The organism is Streptomyces sp. NPDC097129 (assembly GCF_055668065.1).
Window position 1 is genome coordinate 161967 of sequence record NZ_JBVOQE010000002.1, and the last position, 21025, is coordinate 182991.

Here is a 21025-nt window from a genome sequence, read left to right on the forward strand (position 1 = left end):
CTGACGCGGAAACCGGCGCCGCCCGGGTCGGCTAGCGCAGAAGCAGTTGCACGCCGCCCACCACCGTGGCCGCGATGACCAGTTGCTCGAAGAGTTTCTGGTTGATCCGGTGCACCGCCCACTTGCCGAGCAGCGCGCCGGGCACCACGAACACCGCCAGCGCCGCGTCCAGCAGCAGCGAGCGGCCGTCGATCAGGCCGAGGCCGGCGCTGAAGGGCACCTTGGAGACGTTGACGATGAGGAAGAAGAACGCCGACGTGCCCAGGAATCCCAGTTTCCGGAAGCCCGCCGAGAGCAGGTACAGGGACATCACCGGGCCGCCGGCGTTGGCGACCATCGTGGTGAAGCCGCCGAGGACGCCGTAGGAGCGGGCCTTGATCCGGCCCGCGCGGGTGGCGACCGCGTCCGGCTGGGCCGCCTGTTCGGCCGTGCGCCGGCGCCACACGGTCACCGCGGCCATGACCAGCAGGATCACACCGATCGAGACGCGTACGGCCCCGTCACCGGCCCACACCAGGAACAGCGTGCCGGCCACCACGCCCGCCGCGACCGCCGGGAACAGCCGCCACAGCGTCGGCCAGTGGGCGTGCCTGCGGTAGGTGAGCACCGCGAGCACGTCCCCGGCGATCAGCACCGGGAGCAGGACGCCGGTGGAGGCGCGGGCGGGCAGGACCGCCGCGAAGATCGCGAGGCTGACCGTGTTCGCCCCGCTCACGGCGGTCTTGGAGAAGCCCACGAGCAGCGCCGCGAAGGCCAGCGCGGCGAACCCCCAGCCGGATATGTGCCACAACGTCATCGTGTCCATGCGGAGACCGATGTTATGTCCTGACATCCGGCCGGCAGAAACCGCGTCGTCCCGTCAGGTGGCCGCCGGCCATTGTGGACCGGCGTTCAGCTCCCGGTCGCCGATGCCGTCGCGGACGGGCCCCGGTCCGCGGCGTACTGGGTGCGCAGCTCCCGCTTGAGCACCTTCATGCTCGGACCGAGCGGCAGCGCGTCGGCGAACTCCACGCGCCGCGGGTACTTGTGCCGGCCCAGGTGCTCCTTGGACCAGGCGGTGAGCGCGGCGGCGTCCGGGGAGGCGCCCGGCGCCGGGACGACGACCGCGCACACCTCCTCGCCGTGCAGTTCGTCCGGCAGGCCGATCACGGCGACCTGAGCGATGCCGGGGTGGCGCATCAGGACCTCCTCGACCTCGCGCGGGTAGACGTTGTAGCCGCCGCGGATGATGACGTCCTTCTTCCGGTCGACGATCCGCAGGAAGCCCTCCTCGTCCTTGGTGCCGAGGTCGCCGGTGCGGAACCAGCCGTCGACCACGGCCTCCGCGGTCGCCTCGGGGCGGCCGAGGTAGCCGGAGAAGACGTTGTGCCCGCGGATGACGACCTCGCCGAGCTCCCCGGGCGGCAGCAGTTCGATCCGGCCCTCGACCTCGGCGCGGGCGATCTCCACGTCCACGCCCCACAGGGGGTGCCCGATGGTGCCCGCCCTGGTGCCGAACCAGGGCTGGTTGACCGTCGCCGTCGGCGAGGTCTCCGACAGCCCGTACCCCTCGTAGATCCGCGCCCCGAAGGCGGCCTCGAACCGCTCCAGCACGGCGACGGGCAGCGAGGCGCCGCCGGAGATGCACACCCGCAGCGCGGGCAGCGCGGGCGCGTCGGCCGCCGCGGCGGCGAGCGAGACGAACATGGTCGGCACACCGTGGAAGGTGTTCACCCGCTCCGCCACCATGAGCTCGATCGCGCGGGCCGCGTCGAAGCGGGGCAGCAGCACGAGCGTGGCGCCCGCCCGCCAGGTGGAGTTCATCGACACCGTCTGCCCGAAGGCGTGGAAGAGCGGCAGCGCGCCGAGCGCGATGTCGTCGGGGCGGATGTCGTTGGCGTCGAAGGCGTTGACGGTCGCGTTCATCACCAGATTGAAGTGGCTGAGCACGGCCCCCTTGGGCACGCCGGTGGTGCCGCTGGTGTAGAAGACGACCGCCGGGTCGTCGGCGGCGCGGGTGACGTACGACGGCAGCGGCTCGGCGTCCGCCGCGAGCTTGTCGAACTCCTCGCCGAGGGTGACGACCCGCACGCCGGTGGCCTCCGCGGCGGCCCGCCCGGTCTCCGCCTGCGCCGGGTGGACCAGCAGCAGGGTGGCGCCGCTGTCGCGCAGGACGTGCTCGACCTCCGGTGCGGAGAGCAGCAGATGCACGGGGACGACGACCCCGCCGACCGCGGCGACGGCGTAGTAGGCGAGCGGGAACTCGGCGGTGTTGGGCGCCATCAGGGCGACGCGGTCCCCCGGCGTGACGCCGAGCCCGGCCAGCGCGCCGGCCTGGGCCAGCGCCTGCCGCCACACCTCGGCGAAGGTCAGCCGCCGCTCGCCCTCGATCAGGGCGGTCTTCTCCGGACGGCGCCGGGCGTTCTCGGCGAGGATGACGGCCAGGGAGAGGGTTGCCATGGAGTGTCGCTCCGATTCCTTGCGGCTCTTGTTACGGATCCCCGTCAGGGGGAGCCCCCCGTTCGGCTCCGTGGTACGGAGCCGGCGTTGCCTGTGCTCAGTGCCTCTCGACCAGCACCGCGCTGCCCTGGCCCACGCCGACGCACATCGTGGCCAGGCCGCGCTCGGCGCCCGTGCGGCGCATGCGGTGCAGCAGGGTGGTCAGGATGCGGGCGCCGGAGCAGCCGAGCGGGTGGCCCAGCGCGATGGCGCCGCCGCTGGCGTTGACCAGGCCGGGGTCGATGCCGAGCTGGTCCACGCAGGCGAGGGCCTGGGCGGCGAACGCCTCGTTGAACTCGGCCTCCTGCACCTCGCCGATGCTCCAGCCGGCCCGGGCGAGCACCTTGCGGGTGGCCGGGACGGGGCCGAGGCCCATGACGTCGGGGTGGACGCCGGCCGAGCCGCCGGCGACGTACTGGCCCATCGACTCCAGGCCCAGCTCGTTCAGCGCCTCCTCGCTGGCGAGGATCAGTCCGGCCGCGCCGTCGTTCATCGGGGAGGCGTTGCCCGCGGTGACCGTGCCGCCGGAGCGGAAGACAGGCTTCAGGCGCGCGAGCTTGTCGTAGGAGGTGTCCTCGCGGATGCACTCGTCGGCGTCGACGACCGTGCCGTCCGGCCGCCGGACGGGCAGGAGTTCGTCGTCGAAGTGGCCCAGTTTGCGTGCCTCGGCGGCGCGTTGGTGGCTGCGCAGCGCGAACTCGTCCTGCCGTTCGCGGCTGACGCCGTGGCGGGCGGCGACCTCCTCGGCGGTCTCTCCCATGGAGAGCAGGCCGTGCAGGTCCTTCATCGCCGGGTTCACCAGCCGCCAGCCGAGCCGGGTGTCGTACGTCTCCATGCGGTGCGGCAGGGCCTCGTCGGGACGGGGCAGGACGAAGGGCGCGCGGCTCATCGACTCCGAGCCGCCCGCGATCACGAGGTCGGCCTCGCCCGCCGCGATGGTGCGGGCGGCGGCGGTGACCGCTTCGAGGCCTGAGGCGCACAGCCGGTTGACGGTGGCGCCGGGCACGGTCTCGGGCAGGCCGGCGAGCAGGGCGGCCATGCGGGCGACGTTGCGGTTGTCCTCGCCGGCCTGGTTGGCGGCGCCCCAGTAGACGTCGTCGATCCGGGCGGGGTCGAGCGCGGGCACGTCGGCGACCAGGCCGCGGATCACGGCGGCGGCGAGGTCGTCGGGGCGGACGCAGGACAGCGCGCCGCGCAGCTTGCCGATGGGGGTGCGGCGGGCGGCCGCGAAGTGGACGGGACGCACGGAAGGACTCCTGACCGACGGCGCTGTGGACCAGCGAGCTCTTAATTAGCACTGCTAGTTTTGGACTATAGACCGCCGGGTGGCCGCCTGGGAAGATCCCCCCTCGTGAGCCGCACCGACCCCGGCGGAGGAGACATGGCCGAGTCCCGCGAGCACGTCCTGACCGGAACGCGCTCCACGATCGCCGCCCGCGAGTGGCCGAACCCGCGGGCCCGCTGCATCGCCCTCCTCGTGCACGGCTACGGCGAGCACATCGGCCGCTACGGCGGCCTCGCGGACGTACTCCTGGCGCACGGCGCGGCGGTGTACGGGCCGGATCACACCGGGCACGGACGGTCGGCGGGCGAACGGGTGCTGATCGAGGACTTCGAGGACGTGGTCACCGACGTGCACGCGGTGGCCGGGCTCGCGCGGGCCGCGCACCCCGGGCTGCCGCTGGTGCTGATCGGCCACTCCATGGGCGGCCTGATCGCCTCCCGCTACGCCCAGCGGTACGGCGGCGACCTGGCCGCGCTGGTGCTGTCCGGGCCGGTGATCGGCGCGTGGGAGACACCGGAGCGGCTGCTCGCGCACGCCGCCCGGCACGGCGAGATCCCCGACGTCCCGATCAGCCCGGCCGCACTCTCGCGCGACCCGGCGGTGGGGGCGGCGTACGCGGCGGACCCGCTGGTGTGGCACGGCCCGATGAAGCGGCCGACGCTCCAGGCGTTCGTGCGCACGCTGGAGACGGTGGCGAAGGGCGGTGACGTGGGAGCGCTGCCGGTGCTGTGGCTGCACGGCGACGACGACCGGCTGGTGCCGCTGCCGGGCAGCCGGATCGGCGTCGAGCGGCTGACCGCGGGCCGCGCGCCGACGGAGCGGGTGTACGCCGGCGCGCGGCACGAGGTGTTCCACGAGACGAACAAGGACGAGGTGTTCGCCGAGGTCACCGGCTTCCTGGACACGGTGCTCAGGTCGTCAGGCGGGTGAGGGCCGCTGCGGTCAGGGTCTGCACGCCCGGCAGCAGGACCCCGGGGTCGGGGGCGAACAACGGGCTGTGGTTGCCGGGGACGTTGGCGAACTTCTCGGCGAGTTCGCCGCCGGGGGCCGCCTCCCACACCGGGTCCGGCGTGGAGGTGACGTACCAGTAGTCGTACGGGACGCCCTCGGGTGCCAGCAGGGAGAAGTCCTCGCTGCCCATGGCCGGGCCGAAGTCGAAGACGGTGTGGTCGCCGAAGAGCGCCCGGTGCGCCGCGGCGATCTCCCCGTCCAGGACGGCGTCGTTGACGGTGTTCGGGTAGCCCGGGTGCACGGTCACCTCGGGCGGGACGGGGCAGCCGGCCGCCGCGCACTCGCCCTCCACGATCCGTCGCACCGCGGCCAGGACGCGTTCGCGTACCGCGGTGTTCTGGCTGCGCAGGTTCAGGGCGAGCCGGGCCTCGCCGGGGATGATGTTGTGCTTCGTGCCGGCGTGGAACTGGCCCACCGTCAGCACCGCCGACTCCTTCGCGGCCACCTCGCGGGAGATCACCGTCTGCAGGCGGGTGACGATGTACGCCGCCGTCACGACCGGATCGACGGTGGACTCGGGGCGTGAGCCGTGGCCGCCGACGCCGTGCACGACGACGTCGATGTCGTCGGCGGCGGACATGGTCAGGCCGGGGGTGTGCGGGTAGAACCCGGCCGGGCCGGGGGCGACGTGCTGGCCGAAGAGGACGTCGGGGCGCGGGAAGCGTTCGTGCAGACCGTCCGCGACCATCGCGGCCGCTCCCCCGCCGCTCTCCTCGGCGGGCTGGCCGACCACGACGAGGGTGCCGGACCAGGTGGCGCGGGCCGCCGCGAGCGCCTCGGCGGCCCCGGCCAGCCAGGTGACGTGCAGATCGTGGCCGCAGGCGTGCATCACACCGTCCACCGTCGAGGCGTACGGCAGCCCGGTCGCCTCCCGCACCGGCAGCGCGTCCATGTCGCCGCGCAGCCACACCACCGGCCCGTCGCCGTTGGCGAGCACACCCACCACACCGGTACGGGCGACGCCCTCGGTCACCTCGTATCCGGCCGCGCGCAGCCGGGCGGCGAGCCTGCCCGCGGTGCGGTGCTCCTGGAAGGCGAGTTCGGGATGGCGGTGCAGGTCGCGGTAGAAGTCCTCGAGCTCCGCGGCCTTCACCGCCTCGGACACCTCGCGCGTCAGTCGGGCCACCGCGGCCGGATCGGTCATGCTGCTGCCTCCTCGGGATCGGCTGCCGTGATTCTCGCGCCGGGCGAGGCCGGCTCCAAGGTGCCGCCGCCCGGACAAGCCGTACCGCGGGTGACGTTGAGGTGAAAATATGGAAACGGCGGGTCCGGTTCCATGTCTGCGCACGCTCCGCGTCATAAGTTGTGACACAGATCACCTGTGCGAAACGCGAGAGGACGGCGGTCACCGATGTCGGGAGTCCAGGACGAAGCTCTTGGCTCAGCAACAGCAACTTCCGGCTACACCCAGCGGCTCGCGCGGCTGGAGAAGGCCGGCATCCGGCGGCTGCTGCCCACCCAGGCCCCGTACCGGTGGAATCTGCGGCGGTTGCATCTGGGCCGCGTCCTCGACGTGGGCTGCGGGCTCGGCCGCAACCTGCTGAACTGCGGGCCCGAGAGCGTCGGCGTCGACCACAACGCCCACTCGGTGGCCGTGTGCCGTGAGCGGGGGCTGACCGCGTACACCCCGGAGGAACTGGCCGAGACGCCCGGCTGCGGTCCCGGCTCCTTCGACAGCCTGCTGTGCGCGCACGTCCTGGAGCACATGGACGAGGACCTCGCGCAGAGTGTGCTGGAGCAGTACCTGCCGCTGGTCAAGCCGGGCGGCGCGGTCGTGCTGATCACGCCACAGGAGGCCGGCTACCGCAGCGACGCCACGCACGTGCGCTTCGTCGGCTTCGAGGAGTTGTACCGGCACGCCAGACAGGCCGGGATCGCCGTGGCGCGGACGTACTCCTTCCCCTTCCCCCGGGCCGCCGGCTCGCTCTTCCCGTACAACGAGTTCGTGCTGGTCGGCCGGGTCACCCGCTGAGCGGCTGCGGCAGGTGCAGTACGCGGGCGATGGTGCGCAGGACGCCGTTGTCGTTGTTGGACGGAGCCAGATGGCGGGCGCGGGCGACGACCTCGGGGTGGGCGCCGGCCATCGCGAAGGACCACTCGGCGGCGTCCAGCATCTCCAGGTCGTTGAGGTAGTCGCCGAACGCCATGGTCTGGGCCGGGGTGATGCCGAGCTCGCGCTGCAGGCGGCGGACGGCGGCGCCCTTGTCGGCGGTGCGGTTCATCACGTCCACCCAGTGCTCGCCGGAGACGACGACGCTGTGGGTGGCGGTGAAGTCCGCGAGCCCGGGGGCGGTGCCGTGTTCGGCGGAGCCGAAGTCGTACAGGGCGACCTTGATGAAGTCGTCGTCGACGGCGGTGACGTCCGGCACGACGCGGTGCTCGGCGTAGTACTTGCGCACCTCGGCCAGGAACGGCTCGTCGGTGCGCTCGACGTACGCGGCCCGCTTGCCGCACAGCACGGTGCCGACGTCGACCCCGCCGGCCGCGAGACGGCGGGCCGCGCCGACGACACGGACGGCGTCCTCCCGCCGCAGCGGGTCGGAGCTCAGCTCGACGCCGTCGCGCACGACGTAGGTGCCGTTCTCGGCGATGAACACCATGCCGTCGGCGACGTCCGCGAACTCCCGCGCCAGGGTGGCGTACTGCCGTCCGCTCGCCGGGCTGAACAGCACGCCCCGCTCGCGCAGCAGCTCCAGCGTGCGCCACAGGCCGGGCGGGACCTGCTTGTCGTCGTCCAGGAGCGTGCCGTCCATGTCGGTGACGATCAGCCGGATGTCGGCGGGGGCCTCACCGGAGCGGTGCTCGGGGGTGCTGACGAGGGGCGCGCTGCTGTAGGGCATGTCCTGCTTTCGGTCGGGGAGCCTCCCTTCCACCCTACGGGAGGCACCGGCGCGCCCCTTGTCGCGATTCCCGGGACAGCGTGATCACCGGACGGCACAATGAGGCGGCGACGCCCGGTGCGACGAGGAGGATGCGATGACCACCCTTGCCGATCCGGTCCCGGGCGGGCGCCCCGGCGATGTGGAACGGGCCACCGCGTTGTCCGCCGAGCTGTCCGCGCGGGGCGTGCACGGGGTCGTGCTGGCGTATGTGGACACCGCCGGGGTGACCCGGATCAAGACCGTTCCGACCGCGAAGCTCGCCTCGGCGACGGCATGGGGCGTCGGCATGTCCCCGGTGTTCGACACCTTCCTCGCGGGTGACGGCATCGTCACCACCGACGTGCTCGGCTCCCCGGACGGCGATCTGCGGCTCTTCCCCGACCTGGACCACCTGACGGTGCTGGCCGGACAGCCGGGATGGGCGTGGGCGCCCGTCGACCGGATCACCCAGGACGGGGAGCGGCACCCCGGATGCAGCCGGACGTTCCTGCGCCGGATCACCGCCGGCGCGGCCCGGACGCACGGGCTGTCCTTCCGCGCCGCGATCGAGATCGAGTGGTCGGTGGGGCTGGCGTCGGCGCCGGACGGCGACTTCGTGGCCGCCGCCACCGGCCCGGCGTACGGCGCCGACCGGCAGGTGGAGCTGGGCGACTACCTCGCCGATCTGCTGGCGGCCTGCCACGCGCAGGGCGTCGACGTCGACCAGCTGCACCCCGAGTACGCCGCCGGGCAGTTCGAGATCTCCGTCGGCGCCGTCGACCCGGTGGCGGCGGCCGACCGCAGCGTGCTGGTGCGGCACACGATCCGCGCGGTGGCCCGGCGGCACGGGCTGCGGGTGTCGTTCGCGCCGGCCGTGCTCGCCGAGGGCGTCGGCAACGGCGGGCACGTCCACCTCTCCGCGTGGCGGGCGGGGAACAACCTGCACACGGGCGGCGAGGGCCGGTACGGGACGACGGCCGACGGCGAGTCCTTCGCGGCGGGTCTCCTCGGCCATCTGCCCGGCCTCACCGCCGTGACCGCGCCGAGCCCCGCGAGCTATCTGCGGCTCAGGCCCTCCCAGTGGGCGGGCGTGTTCACGGCCTGGGGTCTGGAGACCCGCGAGTGCGCCCTGCGGATGATCACCGGTACGGCGGGCCGCCGCGCGACGGACGCGAACCTGGAGGTCAAGCCCGTCGACCTGGCCGCCAACCCCTATCTCGCCCTGGGCTGTGTGATCGCCGCCGGGCTGGACGGCCTGTCCTCGGGCGCCGTCCTGCCCGAGGAGGTCACCGGTGATCCGGCGCTGCTGGCCGCCGAGGAGGCGGCGAAGCGAGGCGTGCGCCGGCTGCCGGTGTCGCTGACGGAGGCGGTGGAGCGGTTCCGGGCGGACGCGGTGCTGCGCGACGCGCTCGGTCCCGTCCTCGCGGACGCGGTCGTCGCCGTACGCGAAGGAGAGGTCGCCGCCGTGGCGGGGCTGGACGACGCGCAGGTGGCGGCGGCCTACCGGTGGCGGTACTGACCGTGGGCGCCGTCGCCGACGCGCTGGCCGCGCTGCCGCTGGTGGACCACCACTGCCACGGCGTCGTCGTGACCGACCTGGACCGGGCCGGTTTCGAGGCGCTGCTCACCGAGGGCGACCGCTGGCCCGGGATGTCGTCCTTCGACACGCCCGTCGGTCTCGCCGTGCGCCGGTACTGCGCTCCCCTGCTGGACCTGGAACGGCACGCTCCGGCCGAGGAGTATCTGGCGCGCCGGTCCGAGCTGGGCGCGCGCGAGGTGAACCGGCGCTTCCTCGCCGCCGCGCGCACCGGGGTGTTCTGCGTCGACACCGGTTTCGCCCCCGCCGGAGCCGCCGGCCCGGCCGAGGCGGCCGGAGCGACGGTGGCGTACGAGGCTGCCGGAGCGGTGCCGGCACACGAGGCGGTGCCGGCACACGAGGCGGCGGCGGAGTACGAGGGGGTGGCGGAGTACGAGGTGGCGGCGGAGTACGAGGTGGCGGCGGAGTACGAGGTGGTGCGGCTGGAGTCGGTCGCCGAGGCGGTGGTGGCGCGCGGGGTGGAGGCGGACGCGTACGCCGGCGCGTTCCGCGCGGCCGCGCGGGAGGCCGTGCGGCGGCCGGGCGTGGTCGCGGTGAAGTCGGTCGCGGCCTACCGCACCGGTTTCGCGCTGGACCCGGCCCGCCCCACGGACGCGCAGGTCACCGCCGCGGCCGCGGCCTGGCTGACGCACGGCGGCCGTCTCACCGACCCCGTTCTGGTACGGCATCTGCTGTGGACGGCCGTCGACCTGGGGCTGCCGCTCCAGCTGCACGTCGGCTTCGGCGACAACGATCTGCGGCTGCACCGCTCGGACCCCACGCTGCTCACGGACTGGCTGCATCTGACCGCCGGCACGATCCCCGTCCTGCTGCTGCACTGCTGGCCCTACCAGCGGCAGGCCGCGTACCTGGCCGCGGTGTTCGAGCAGGTCTACCTGGACGTCGGCCTCACCCTGCACCACGTCGGTCCGGCCCGCGCACGGGCGGTGCTGGCCGAGGCCCTGGAGATCACGCCGTTCCGCAAGCTGCTGTACAGCTCCGACGCCTGCGGTGTGGCGGAGTTCTACGCGCTCGGCGCGCTGGCCTTCCGGCGGGGCCTGGCCGAGCTGCTAGACGAGCGGCTGGCCGCCGACGAGCTGAGCCTGCCGGACGCGCTGCGCATCGCCGAGTGGGCGGGAGCACACAACGCCCGCCAAGTCTACCGCCTCCCCGGTCCCTCCTGAAAGTATGATCAAGCAATGTCTGACATGACCGAAACCACGCCCGGTTGGCTGTCCTCCGACGAGCTGGAGCAGGCGCGGGCGCGCATGCCGATCCTGTACGTGGAGGCCGTGCCCGTCCGGGTCGACGACAGCGGCGAAGTCGTCAGCATCGGCCTGCTGCTGCGCATCGGGCCGGACGGAACGGTCAGCCGGACGCTGGTCTCCGGCCGGGTCCTGCACCACGAGCGGGTCCGCGACGCCCTGCTGCGGCACCTGGAGAAGGATCTCGGGCCGGTGGCGCTGCCCCGCATCCCGGCCTCGCTGCAGCCCTTCACGGTGGCCGAGTACTTCCCCACGCAGGGCATCACGCCGTACCACGACCCCCGGCAGCACGCGGTGTCCCTCGCCTACATCGTGCCGGTGAGCGGGGACTGCCGGCCGCGCCAGGACGCTCTGGACCTGGTCTGGTTCGATCCGCACGAGGCGGCGTCGCCGGGCGTGCAGGGCGAGATGCCGGGCGGGCACGGCTTCCTGCTCCGTCAGGCCCTCGCCCATCTGGGCCTGCCGCACTGAGCCGCCGTATCCCGGGGGGACGCGCGCGGCGAATAACGCGTCGCGCCCCGGCCACGCCGTCCCTACCATGCGGGCCATGGCGAAAGCACCCGTGCTCACCCCCCGGGCGGACGACTTCCCGCGCTGGTACCAGGACCTGATCGGCAAGGCCGAGCTGGCCGACAACGGGCCGGTGCGCGGCACCATGGTCATCCGGCCGTACGGGTACGGCCTGTGGGAGCGGATGCAGCAGGACATGGACGCCCGCATCAAGGCGGCCGGCGCCCAGAACGCGTACTTCCCGCTGTTCATCCCCCAGTCGTATCTGACGAAGGAGGCCGAGCACGTCGAGGGCTTCGCGCCCGAGCTGGCCGTCGTCACCCACGCCGGCGGCAAGGAGCTGGAGGAGCCCGTCGTCGTCCGGCCCACCTCCGAGACGATCGTCAACGACTACTTCGCCAAGTGGGTGCAGAGCTACCGCGACCTGCCCCTGCTGATCAACCAGTGGGCGAACGTGGTGCGTTGGGAGCTGCGCCCGCGCATGTTCCTGCGGACGACGGAGTTCCTGTGGCAGGAGGGCCACACCGCGCACGCCACGTACGAGGAGGCCCGGGACTACGCCGCCCGCATCCACCGTGACGTCTACGCCGACTTCATGGAGAACCTCCTCGCCATGGACGTCGTGCCGGGACGCAAGACGGCCAGGGAGCGGTTCGCCGGCGCGATCAACACCCTCACACTCGAAGGCATGATGGGCGACGGCAAGGCCCTGCAGCTGAGCACCAGTCACGAACTCGGCCAGAACTTCGCCAAGGCCTTCCACATCCGGTACCTGGCGAAGGACGGCCGCCAGGAGTACGTCTGGCAGACCTCGTGGGGCTCCACCACCCGTATGGTCGGCGGGCTGGTGATGATGCACGGCGACGACGACGGCCTGCGCCTCCCGCCGCGGCTGGCCCCCGTCCAGGCGGTCGTCCTCGCGATCAAGGGGGACGAGGCGGTCCTGGCCACGGTGCGGGAGATCGGTGAGCGGCTGCGGGCGGCGGGCATCCGTGTGCACGTCGACGACCGCGCCGACCTGCCGTTCGGCCGCCGCGCGGTCGACTGGGAACTCAAGGGCGTGCCCGTACGGATCGAGGTGGGGCCCCGCGACCTGGAGAACGGCACCGCGGTGCTGGTCCGCCGGATCGAGGGCGGCAGGACGCCGATGCCGATCGGCGCGCTGCCGGTGATCCTGCCGAAGGTGCTGGAGGAGGACCAGGCGCTGCTGCTGGCGCAGTCCCGCCGGCGCCGCGAGGACCGCACCGTCGACGTGACCACGGTCGAGGAGGCGGTGCGGGCAGCGGCCACCGGCTGGGCGCGCATCCCCTGGGCCACGCTGGGGCCACAGGGCGAGGCGGCGCTCGCCGAGCAGGGTGTGACGGTGCGGTGCCTGGTCGCCGCGGACGGCTCGGTTCCCGACAGCGACGACCAGCCGGGCAACGTGGCTCTGGTGGCGCGCGCCTACTGACGGGCGCCCCCCTCGCGCTCTACTGCGGCCCGGGCCCTCGCTCCAGTTCCCCCCACACGATGAGCCGGTGTGTGTAGGCGCGGGTCAGCGGGTCGCGGTCCGCGCAGGTGGTGAGGGTGATCCGCGCCCTGTCGGGGGTGACGCCGGGCTTGCCCGGAACCGGCAGGACGACTCCCACGTCGGTCGGCTCGACGGTCCTGGTGCCGGTGACGCGGTAGGTGTACGTCCGCCCGCGCCATGCGACGGTGAGTGCGTCGCCGCGCACCAGTGCGTTCAGCTTCCGGAACGGCTCGCCCCAGCCCGTCCGGTGACCGGCGACCGCGAAGTTGCCGACCGCGCCGGGCAGAGCCGAGCCGGGATAGTGTCCCGGTCCCTTGGCCAGATCGGTCTGCGTGACGCCCTCGACGATCACCGGGTGATACGCGGAGCCGAATCTCGGGATGCGCAGGACGGCCAGCGCGGTTCCGTCCCGGGGGCCGGGCTCGGGCCGGGTGCGGGGGATGCGTGGTGTCCTGGCGGCGACGGCCGGTTCGTCGTGCCCGGCCGGGGGGTGCGCGAGCTGCGCGCGCAGGTCCCGCTGGGCCCGGCCGTAGGCCTGGTCGCGCTGCCAGTTCTGGAGCGTGGCGAGACCCGCGACCAGCAGACCGGCCAGGATCAGACCGATACCGAACAGACGGATCAGTGTCCGCATGGTGCCTCCGCCTCGGCGTCGTGGCGGGACCGCCGGACCGGCGGCCCCGCCTCGGGCTTTTGCCGGTGGTGCGGCCTAGGTGTCGTCGTTGTGCGTCCTGCGCGGGACCAGCCGCAGCACGGCGAATCCCGCCGAGACGAGGACGAACATCACGACCCAGAACCAGATGCTGTCCACCCCGCCGGTGACGGGCAGGACGCCCGCTCCGACGCCGGCGGACGCTGCGGTTCCCGCGCCTGTGTAGTCCGCCATGAGGTGCTCCTTTCGAACGCGAAGCGGCCGATACCACAGATGCGGACATACGGGCGGCTACGCGGAATAAGAGGACGTTCGGGGAAAGGGAAAGCACGCCGAAAGAAAACCCCGGCTCCATGGGAGTTGCGTGCTTTCGGAAAGTGAGAGAGCCGAACGACGCTAGATGTTGTTTACGTCGTATACATACAACTCTCTCTCCGTGACCCGCCGACGTCAAGACGAGCCGCGATCACCCGGGCGCCCGGGGCCCCGCGGCTCGGCGGGCCCGACGAGGCGGTCGAGCAGCGCGTCCAGTCCGGCGGCGAGAGCGGCCGGTCCGCCCGGCTCGGCGGCCGTGACGGCCCGCAGCTCGGGCAGTTCCTCCGGCGGGTCCATGAGGCACAGGTCCACCGCCGGATAGCCGTGGATCCAGGTGAGGCAGGCGCGGAACACCAGGGGGACACGGCGCTCGTCGAGCCCGGCCTCCCCCAGCAGGTCGAGCACCGCCACATGCTGCCGCTGGACGGCCGGCGGGCGACGGGCCGGCGGCGCCTCCAGCACCCGCGTGGTCAGCAGCGGCGCGGCCCGGGGGTGCGCCCGGCAGATCTCGTACGTCGTCCGGGCGACGCGGTGCAGGCCGGCGCGCCAGGACTCCTCCTCCACGGCGACCGGCCCTTCCCCGGCGGCCCGGCGCTCCTCCGGTTCGCCGCGCTCCTCCCGTTCGCCGCGCTCCTCCCGTTCGCGGTACAGCGTCTCGACCAGTCCGTCCAGCAGCTCGTCCTTGCTCGCCGCATGTCGGTAGAGCGCCATCGCCTCCACGCCGAGTTCGGCGCCCAGACGGCGCATGCTCAGCGCGGCGAGCCCCTCCCGGTCCACCAGTTCCAGGGCGCCGGCCAGCATGCGCTGCCGGCTCAGCCGGCCGTAACCGCCGCCCCGTCCTGTGGCCGCCATGCCGTACCTCCACGACCCTCGGCCCGCCTGGCTCGCGTTGACTGCGCACCCCCCTCGTTCCATAGTGTACGTATACGACGTAAACATACATACCTGGACCCATCTGGTACCCATCCGGCACTGCTCGACGGAGGGCGGACGACATGTCTCGCACCGAGGGCCACAGCTCTGTCACCGGCGTCCCGCACCAGGTGGTGGTGGTCGTCCCCGCCTACAAAGAGGTCCAGACCCTGCCGCAGGTGCTCGCCGCACTGGGCCGGCAGACGCATCCCGCGGACCGCGTCGTGGTGACCCTCGACCCGTACCGGGATCCGCGGACGACCGCCGAACTGGAGCGCATCGCCCGCCGCGCGGGCGCCGAGGTGCGCCACTCGGTCGGCAACCGGCACAAGAAGGCCGGCAATCTCAACGGGGCGCTCGGCGAACTGCTGCCCACCCTCGCGGACGACGACGCGGTCCTGGTGCAGGACGCCGACACCTACCTCGACCCGCCCTTCATCGAGGTGGCGTACGCCGCCCTGCTGCGCGACCACGGCGCCGTGGGCGGCACTTTCCGCGGCCGCGAGGGCGGTGGACTGTGCGGCGCGTTCCAGCGCAACGAATACGTCCGGTACGCCCGGGACACCGCACGCAAGCGGGGAAAGGTGCTGTGCCTGACGGGCACCGCCTGCCTGTTCCGGGTGGCGGCGCTGAGGGACGTCCTGGCCGCCCGCCGCGAGGGACGACTGCCGGCCGCCGACGGCGTCTACGACACCAAGGTGCTGACCGAGGACAACGAACTCACGCTCGCCCTCAAACACCGCGACTGGCGGGTCGTCGCCCCCTCCCACGCCACCATGACGACGGAGGTCATGCCGACCTGGGGCGACCTGGCCAGGCAGCGACTGCGCTGGAAGCGCGGGGCGCTGGAGAACCTCTTCGACTACGGGCTGACCCGCCACACCTGCGAAGGCTGGGTGCGACAGCTGATCGCGCTGCTCGGCGCGGCCGTGTCGGCCATCTACCTGGGAGCCGTCCTGTGGTACCTGGCCACCGGCGCCGGACTGCACATCGCACCGATCTGGCTGGCTCTCACCGGGTTCTACGCCATCGAGCGCGCGGTCACCGTGAAGGCCCGGGGCTGGCGGGTGGCCGCCACCTCGATGCTGGTCCTCCCCGAGTGGTTCTACGACCTCTTCCTGCAGGGCGTGCACATCCGGGCCCTGACGGAGTCGGCGCTGCGCCGGGAACGCACCTGGTAGACGCGGCGGTCGCCCGACGGCGGGAGCGACGTTGCCGGAAACGAAGGAGAGGCCGCTCCGGCAATCGCCGGAACAGCCTCCGCCTCGCGACTTCGCGAAGTCGGGACGACAGGATTTGAACCTGCGACCCCTTGACCCCCAGTCAAGTGCGCTACCAAGCTGCGCCACGTCCCGTTGCCCGTTTGACCTGGGGTTTCCCCCGGCCGTACGGACAGGGAAACAATACCGCACCCGCGTCGGTGGTCGCGCGCCCCTTTCCGGCGCGGCCGCCCCGGGAGCCTCGGAAGGCGGCCCAGAAGCCTCGGAAGACGGCCCTTGACCTCAAGTCCGCTTGAGGTTGCACGCTCGTCAGCATGACGATCACCGAGGAGGAGGTCCGCGGGTACGGCTACGCCGACCTGCCCGGACTCATGGGCCTGATGACCGGCGACGAGAAGCACGGGCCGGCCGCCACGTCCACGCTGGACGTGCTGTGGGTGCTCTACGACCGGGTGCTGAGGGTCGGGCCGGACCGGCTCGACGACCCGGCGCGGGACCGGTTCCTGCTGTCCAAGGGGCACGGGCCGATGGCGTACTACGCGGTGCTGGCCGCCAAGGGGTTCGTACCGGTGGACTGGCTGACCGGCTTCGGGGCGTACGACTCGCCGCTCGGGCACCATCCGGACCGGATGCTCGTGCCGGGCGCCGAGATCGGCAGCGGCTCGCTCGGGCACGGGCTGCCGATCGCCGTCGGCGCGGCGCTGGGACTGCGCGCGCAGGGGCTGCCTGATCCGGCGGTGTGGGTGCTGATCGGGGACGCGGAGCTGGACGAGGGCAGCAATCACGAGGCGATCGCGTTCGCCGGGCCGGCCGGGCTGGACCGGCTGCACACGGTCGTGATCGACAACGCCTCCGCCAGCCATGCCCGGCCCGGCGGCATCGCGGCCCGCTTCGAGGCGGCGGGCTGGTCGGCGGTGACCGTGGACGGCCGCGACCACGACGCGCTGTACGCCACGTTCACCGCACCCCATCCGGGCCGCCCGCACGTCGTGGTCGCCCGGGTCGAGCCGAAGTACGTCTGAACCCGGAAGGATGAGCGATCTCATGGAGACCATGCGCGAGCGGTTCGCCCCCGTGCTCACCCGGCTGCTGGACGAGGACGCACGGGTCGCCGTCGTGCTCGCCGAGATCGGCAAGGACGGTTTCGCCGAGGCGATGCGCCGCCATCCGGACCGGGTGGTCAACGTCGGCATCCGGGAGCAGTTGCTGGTCGGCGCGGGCGCCGGTCTGGCGCTGACCGGGCTGCGGCCGGTGGTGCACACCTTCGCCAGTTTTCTGGTGGAGCGGCCCTTCGAGCAGGTGAAGCTGGACCTAGGGCACCAGGGGCTCGGCGCCGTCCTGGTCAGCGCGGCCGCCTCGTTCGACTGGCCGGCGGGCGGGTTCACCCACATGGCGCCGGGGGACGTGGCGCTGCTTGACACTTTGGACGGCTGGACCGTGCACGTCCCCGGCCATCCGGACGAGGCCGAGGCCCTGCTGCGGCACGCTGTCGCCGCGGGCGACGACAAGGTGTACGTGCGGCTGTCGGTGCAGGCGAACGCCCTGGGGCGGCCCGTCGACGGGGAACGGTTCCTGACCGTGCGGGAGGGCCGCGCGGGGGTCGTCGTCGCCGTCGGACCGATGCTGGACGCCGTGGTCGAGGCGACCGAGGGCCTCGATGTGACCGTGCTGTACGCGACGACCGTGCGGCCCTTCGACCCAGCGGCCCTGCGCCGGGCGACCGAGGCGGCCCGGGCGGACGTCGTGCTGGTCGAGCCGTATCTGGCGGGCACCTCGACGGCCGCGGCGAACGACGCCCTGGCCGACCTGCCGCACCGCGTGCTGGGGCTCGGTGTCGGGCGGCGCGAGCTGCGGCGCTACGGGACGGTCCAGGAGCACGTGGCCGCGCACGGGCTGGACGCCGCCTCGCTGCGCGATCGGATCGCCGGGTTCCTGCGGCCGGCCGGCTGACTCAGCCGTGTCCCGTCGCCGCGACCGGACTTCGTGGCCGTTCCGTCGACGCGGCCAGGCATCGTGGGCCGTTCCGTCGGCACGGGCCGGACTGTCGTAGGCCGATCCGTCGCTACCGGCCGGGGCCTCGCCGGCCGATCCGTCGGCGCGGGCCGGGGCCTCGACGGCCGATCCGTCGGCGCGCCGGACGCGGCCGGGGTCAGCCGTGTTCCGTCCGCGCCGGCCGGAGCGGTCGGCGCGGACCCCGCCGAAGACGACGAGCCCGGCGAACGCGGCGGCGGTCGCGGCCATGGCGAGACCGACCGCGCCCGCGCCGTACCCGTGCTCGAGCAGTCCGGCGGCCAGGGCGACCGGCAGCATGGTGTCGCCGAGCCGGGCCACGGCCCGCGCGCCGAAGAACAGCGCGAAGTCCCGCGACCACACCCCTCCCGCGCCGCCCGCGCTGGCGGTTGCGGAGTCGCCGGCCCTGCCCGCGCCGCCCCCCGTCGCGGTCCCCGCGTCACCCATCCCAGGCCCTCCCCTCCCGGTGTTCTCAGGCAGCCGGAGCCCCCTCCGCTCCGGCTGCCGTCACTGCCGACGGATCATGCCACGCGCCACTGACAACGCCGTGGGGATTTTCGCCCCACGTGTCATTCCGGGGCCGACGGCCCCAATTCCGGGTAGGACTCGAGCAGTCGGGGCGGGGCCGCCTGGCGCCAGGAGTCGGCGAGGACGTCGCGCAGTTCTCGTTCGTCCTCCAGCGCTGCGAGTCTGACCCGGATCCAGGCGAACTGCGCCTCGTGCGCGGCGATCCAGAACTTCTCCGGCTCGGCCAGCACCAGTTCGTCCCGCTCCTCCTTCGGGCAGCGCACCGCCATGGAGGTCTCGTCCTCGGGCAGCGTGGCGAACATCTTTCCCGCGACCCGGAACGTGGGCATGCTCCAGGCGGTCTTCTCCGTCGTGTCCGGCAGGGACAGCGCGACACGGCGTACGTCTTCGGCATCCGGCATGGCAGGAACGGTAACCGCTGCCACTGACACTCACCCGCCGGCGCCGGCCGGCCCGACCTGCTTGTAATACAGGGTCGTCGGCCGCGGCACGCCGTCGGGGCTCGCCGCGTAGTCGGGGATCGTCCCGGCGCGTGTCCAGCCGGCCGAGCGGTACAGGGACTCGGCGCCGCTGCCGGTCTCGGTGTCCAGGTGCAGCAGGGTGATCCCGGCCGCGACGGCCGCCGCCTCGGCGGTGGCCAGCAGGGCGCGGCCGAGTCCACGGCCGCGGGCGCGGCGGTGGACCATCAGCTTGACGATCTCCGCGCGGTGGCGGCTGTTGGGCTTGTCGGGCAGGGCGAGGCTCACGGTGCCGGCCGGCCGTCCCGCGTCGTACGCGACCCACACCGTGAGCCGTCCGGCGGCCACCGCCTGTGCGCGCTCCCGCCACCACGCGACGGCCTCGGCCCGGTCCAGGGGCGCGAGGAAGCCGACGGAAGCGCCGCCGGCCACCGTGTCGATCAGCAGCTCCGCCAACTCCGGTGCCGCTGCGAGGACTTGGGAGTGGCTCAGGCGCTTCACGGCCGCACCACCGCCAGCAGGTAGCGCGCGCCGGTGTCGTCCGCGCACCGGAACCGCGTCGGTCCCCACACCCGCATCCGCAGGCAGTCACCGGCCCCGAGCCGGTGCGTGACGTCCTGCACGGTCACCTCCAGCGCGCCCTGAAGCACCCAGATGTGCTGTTCCAGGCCGGCGACGGGCGGACGGTCGTAGGCGAGGTCGGCGCCGGCGGCGAGCCTGCCCTCGACGAGTTCGCCGCGCAGCCCGGCGTGCGGCGGGGACACCGAGCGCCGTACGAAGGCGGCCGAGGGGTCCTCCCAGACGGGTTGGTCCTCCGCGCGCACGACGGCGGCGGGCTCCGCCTCGACCTCGCTGAGCAGCTGGGACATGGTCCGCCCGTAGACGTTGCACAGCCGGTTCAGCAGGGCGGCGGTGGGGCTGATCTCGGCCCGTTCGGCCCGCGAGAGGGTCGAACGGCTGATGCCGCAGCGTTCGGCCAACTCACCGAGCGACCAGCCCTGTTCGGCGCGCAGTTCGGCCAGCCGCACTCCGAGGCGCACGTCGACGTCGGCGCCCACGACTTCAGACTGTCTCATATCAGGGACGTTATCCCGGATATGAGACAGCCGTGTTACGGCGGCCTCACTCCCGTCCGAGCCCCGCCAGACGCTGGACCAGCGGTAGAAGCCGCGGTAGGCCGCCAGTAGCACCGTCCGGTCGACGACGTCCGGGCCGTCCCTGTCGAGCCCGAAGACGAAGCTGGCGTTGGTCAACGACGCCAACCTCGCCGGACACCGCAAGAACCAGAACGTCGGCACGGATGACGCGGCGGTGGTGCGCCGCCTGCACGACGCCGGCGTCATGGTCCGCCGAACGCCGCCTCGGTCAGAGCCGGAAGGATCATCGTCACGCGCATGACAGCACAGACTCGGTCATGCGCCGGCCGTTCCCCGCACTTGCGGGAACGACAGGGCCCCCAGGCCCTGTCGTTTGGAACAGGCCGACTGCGGCCTAGCCCTCGGCCGCCTCGGCCAGCGCGTCCAGGACCGGGCGGATCAGCGGGTGCTCCTCCGCGCCGCGGCGTACGGCGGCGAAGACGCGGCGGGTCGGGGGTGCGCCGTCGACCGGGCGGACGACGACGCCGGTGAGGTCCATGCCGCGCAGGGCGGAGCGCGGCACGAGGGCCACGCCGGCGTCGGCCGCCGCGAGGGCGACGACGGCGCGGAAGTCGTCGGAGGAATGCTCCAGGCGGGGCTGGAAACCGGCGTGCTCGCAGGCCAGGACGACGACGTCGTGGCAGGGGTTGCCGGGGTACGGGCCGATCCAGGGGTCCTTGGCCAGGTCGGCGAGGGGCACCTCGACGGCGTCGGCGAGGCGGTGGCTGACCGGGACGACCGCGTCGAAGGGCTCCGCGTAGAGCGGCATGTGCGTCAGGCGGGGGTCGTCGGCGGCCGGCGCGCCGCGGTACTCGACGGCGACCGCTACGTCGACCTGCCGGTCCAGCACCATCGGCAGGCTGGCGTCGCCCTCGGCGTCCTGGACGCGGATGCGGATGCCGGGGGCCGTCCCGGCGAGCCGGGCCACCGCGGGCGCGACGACCTGGGCGATGCCGGTGGCGAAGGCGGCGACGGTGACCGTGCCGGCCTGCCCGGAGCCATAGGCGGCGAGTTCCGCCTCGGCCCGCTCCAGCTGGGCGAGGACGGCGTTGGTGTGGCTGAGCAGGATCTCACCGGCCGGGGTGAGCCGTACGCCCTTGGCGCCGCGCTCCACCAGGCGGTGGCCGGTCTCCTGCTCCAGCGCGGTGAGCTGCTGGGAGACCGCCGACGGGGTGAGGTACAGCGCGGCGGCAGCCGCCGTCACCGTGCGGTGGTCGGCCACCGCACGGAGGATGTGGAGCCGCCGCGCTTCGATCACGGAATCGATTGTCTCAGGTCGGCCGGGCAGGTCAGCCGCACAG

General features: G+C 73.2%; 21 protein-coding genes, 1 tRNA gene and 1 pseudogene. 9 read left to right on the top strand and 14 right to left on the bottom strand.

Annotated elements, in window-relative coordinates; all coding sequences use genetic code 11:
* Nucleotides 1–31: 31 nt before the first annotated feature.
* From AC0B9F_RS06595 to AC0B9F_RS06605, 3 genes are all read right to left on the bottom strand, one after another.
* A complete protein-coding gene (locus AC0B9F_RS06595) occupies nt 32–805 on the bottom strand; it encodes a sulfite exporter TauE/SafE family protein (protein ID WP_471999217.1) in 774 nt (257 codons plus the stop codon).
* A gap of 86 nt (nt 806–891) precedes the next feature.
* Nucleotides 892–2439 carry a long-chain-fatty-acid--CoA ligase gene (locus AC0B9F_RS06600; protein WP_471999219.1) on the bottom strand — a complete coding sequence of 516 codons (1548 nt, stop codon included), beginning with the start codon at nt 2437–2439 and terminating at the stop codon, nt 892–894.
* 97 nt (nt 2440–2536) lie between these two features.
* Nucleotides 2537–3724, bottom strand: coding sequence for a thiolase family protein (locus AC0B9F_RS06605; protein ID WP_471999221.1), 1188 nt, complete (start codon nt 3722–3724; stop codon nt 2537–2539).
* A gap of 135 nt (nt 3725–3859) precedes the next feature.
* Here AC0B9F_RS06605 and AC0B9F_RS06610 point away from each other — a divergent pair, with 135 nt between their 5' ends.
* Entirely contained in the window at nt 3860–4693 is an 834-nt protein-coding gene (locus tag AC0B9F_RS06610) for an alpha/beta hydrolase (RefSeq protein ID WP_472000851.1), read from the top strand.
* Here the strand turns inward: AC0B9F_RS06610 and AC0B9F_RS06615 are convergent.
* Nucleotides 4674–5918 (bottom strand): amidohydrolase, encoded by a 1245-nt coding sequence (locus tag AC0B9F_RS06615; protein ID WP_471999223.1) that lies wholly within the window; start codon nt 5916–5918, stop codon nt 4674–4676. The genes AC0B9F_RS06610 and AC0B9F_RS06615 overlap by 20 nt on opposite strands.
* Before the next feature lie 207 nt (nt 5919–6125).
* On the opposite strand from AC0B9F_RS06615, the gene AC0B9F_RS06620 reads away from it, so the two are divergent.
* Nucleotides 6126–6746, top strand: a complete 621-nt coding sequence (locus AC0B9F_RS06620; RefSeq protein WP_471999225.1) for a class I SAM-dependent methyltransferase — start codon at nt 6126–6128, stop codon at nt 6744–6746.
* Here AC0B9F_RS06620 and AC0B9F_RS06625 read toward each other — a convergent pair.
* Nucleotides 6736–7614, bottom strand: coding sequence for a Cof-type HAD-IIB family hydrolase (locus AC0B9F_RS06625; protein WP_471999227.1), 879 nt, complete (start codon nt 7612–7614; stop codon nt 6736–6738). The two genes, AC0B9F_RS06620 and AC0B9F_RS06625, sit on opposite strands and share 11 nt — an antisense overlap.
* 136 nt (nt 7615–7750) lie before the next feature.
* Between AC0B9F_RS06625 and AC0B9F_RS06630 the strand changes: the two genes are divergently transcribed.
* The 4 genes from AC0B9F_RS06630 (at nt 7751) to proS (ending at nt 12436) form a co-directional block, all read left to right on the top strand.
* Complete coding sequence (locus tag AC0B9F_RS06630; RefSeq protein WP_471999229.1) at nt 7751–9154, top strand: type I glutamate--ammonia ligase; 1404 nt, start codon at nt 7751–7753, stop codon at nt 9152–9154.
* Nucleotides 9151–10395, top strand: a complete 1245-nt coding sequence (locus tag AC0B9F_RS06635; protein ID WP_472000854.1) for an amidohydrolase family protein — start codon at nt 9151–9153, stop codon at nt 10393–10395. The genes AC0B9F_RS06630 and AC0B9F_RS06635 overlap by 4 nt, the downstream gene beginning before the upstream one ends.
* A gap of 15 nt (nt 10396–10410) precedes the next feature.
* Nucleotides 10411–10947, top strand: coding sequence for an NUDIX hydrolase family protein (locus tag AC0B9F_RS06640; RefSeq protein WP_471999231.1), 537 nt, complete (start codon nt 10411–10413; stop codon nt 10945–10947).
* A 76-nt stretch (nt 10948–11023) separates the two neighbouring features.
* A complete protein-coding gene (proS, locus tag AC0B9F_RS06645) occupies nt 11024–12436 on the top strand; it encodes a proline--tRNA ligase (RefSeq protein ID WP_471999233.1) in 1413 nt (470 codons plus the stop codon).
* Between the two features lie 19 nt (nt 12437–12455).
* Here the strand turns inward: proS and AC0B9F_RS06650 are convergent, their stop codons facing one another.
* From AC0B9F_RS06650 to AC0B9F_RS06660, 3 genes are all read right to left on the bottom strand, one after another.
* Complete coding sequence (locus tag AC0B9F_RS06650) at nt 12456–13127, bottom strand: class E sortase (RefSeq protein WP_471999235.1); 672 nt, start codon at nt 13125–13127, stop codon at nt 12456–12458.
* A gap of 75 nt (nt 13128–13202) precedes the next feature.
* Entirely contained in the window at nt 13203–13379 is a 177-nt protein-coding gene (locus AC0B9F_RS06655; protein ID WP_471999237.1) for a hypothetical protein, read from the bottom strand.
* A gap of 216 nt (nt 13380–13595) precedes the next feature.
* Nucleotides 13596–14312 carry a TetR/AcrR family transcriptional regulator gene (locus AC0B9F_RS06660; RefSeq protein WP_471999239.1) on the bottom strand — a complete coding sequence of 239 codons (717 nt, stop codon included), beginning with the start codon at nt 14310–14312 and terminating at the stop codon, nt 13596–13598.
* Between the two features lie 143 nt (nt 14313–14455).
* On the opposite strand from AC0B9F_RS06660, the gene AC0B9F_RS06665 reads away from it, so the two are divergent.
* A complete protein-coding gene (locus AC0B9F_RS06665) occupies nt 14456–15553 on the top strand; it encodes a glycosyltransferase family 2 protein (protein ID WP_471999240.1) in 1098 nt (365 codons plus the stop codon).
* A 100-nt stretch (nt 15554–15653) separates the two neighbouring features.
* Here the strand turns inward: AC0B9F_RS06665 and AC0B9F_RS06670 are convergent.
* A tRNA-Pro gene (locus AC0B9F_RS06670) sits at nt 15654–15727 on the bottom strand.
* A gap of 179 nt (nt 15728–15906) precedes the next feature.
* On the opposite strand from AC0B9F_RS06670, the gene AC0B9F_RS06675 reads away from it, so the two are divergent.
* Together AC0B9F_RS06675 and AC0B9F_RS06680 are read left to right on the top strand one after the other, a co-directional pair.
* The gene (locus tag AC0B9F_RS06675) at nt 15907–16614 is read left to right on the top strand and encodes a transketolase (RefSeq protein ID WP_471999242.1); all 708 of its coding nucleotides are present in this window, start codon (nt 15907–15909) and stop codon (nt 16612–16614) included.
* Nucleotides 16615–16636: 22 nt separating this feature from the next.
* Nucleotides 16637–17542, top strand: a complete 906-nt coding sequence (locus AC0B9F_RS06680) for a transketolase family protein (RefSeq protein ID WP_472000856.1) — start codon at nt 16637–16639, stop codon at nt 17540–17542.
* A 216-nt stretch (nt 17543–17758) separates the two neighbouring features.
* Here AC0B9F_RS06680 and AC0B9F_RS06685 read toward each other — a convergent pair.
* The 5 genes and pseudogenes from AC0B9F_RS06685 to AC0B9F_RS06705 all read right to left on the bottom strand — a co-directional run.
* A pseudogene (locus tag AC0B9F_RS06685) lies at nt 17759–18049 on the bottom strand (MFS transporter); the annotation flags it as partial.
* A gap of 122 nt (nt 18050–18171) precedes the next feature.
* A complete protein-coding gene (locus AC0B9F_RS06690) occupies nt 18172–18531 on the bottom strand; it encodes an MmcQ/YjbR family DNA-binding protein (RefSeq protein WP_471999244.1) in 360 nt (119 codons plus the stop codon).
* A 30-nt stretch (nt 18532–18561) separates the two neighbouring features.
* A complete protein-coding gene (locus AC0B9F_RS06695) occupies nt 18562–19089 on the bottom strand; it encodes a GNAT family N-acetyltransferase (RefSeq protein WP_471999245.1) in 528 nt (175 codons plus the stop codon).
* A complete protein-coding gene (locus AC0B9F_RS06700; protein ID WP_471999247.1) occupies nt 19086–19664 on the bottom strand; it encodes a helix-turn-helix domain-containing protein in 579 nt (192 codons plus the stop codon). The genes AC0B9F_RS06695 and AC0B9F_RS06700 overlap by 4 nt, the downstream gene beginning before the upstream one ends.
* Before the next feature lie 415 nt (nt 19665–20079).
* Nucleotides 20080–20982 (bottom strand): LysR family transcriptional regulator, encoded by a 903-nt coding sequence (locus AC0B9F_RS06705; protein ID WP_471999249.1) that lies wholly within the window; start codon nt 20980–20982, stop codon nt 20080–20082.
* Nucleotides 20983–21025: the final 43 nt, after the last annotated feature.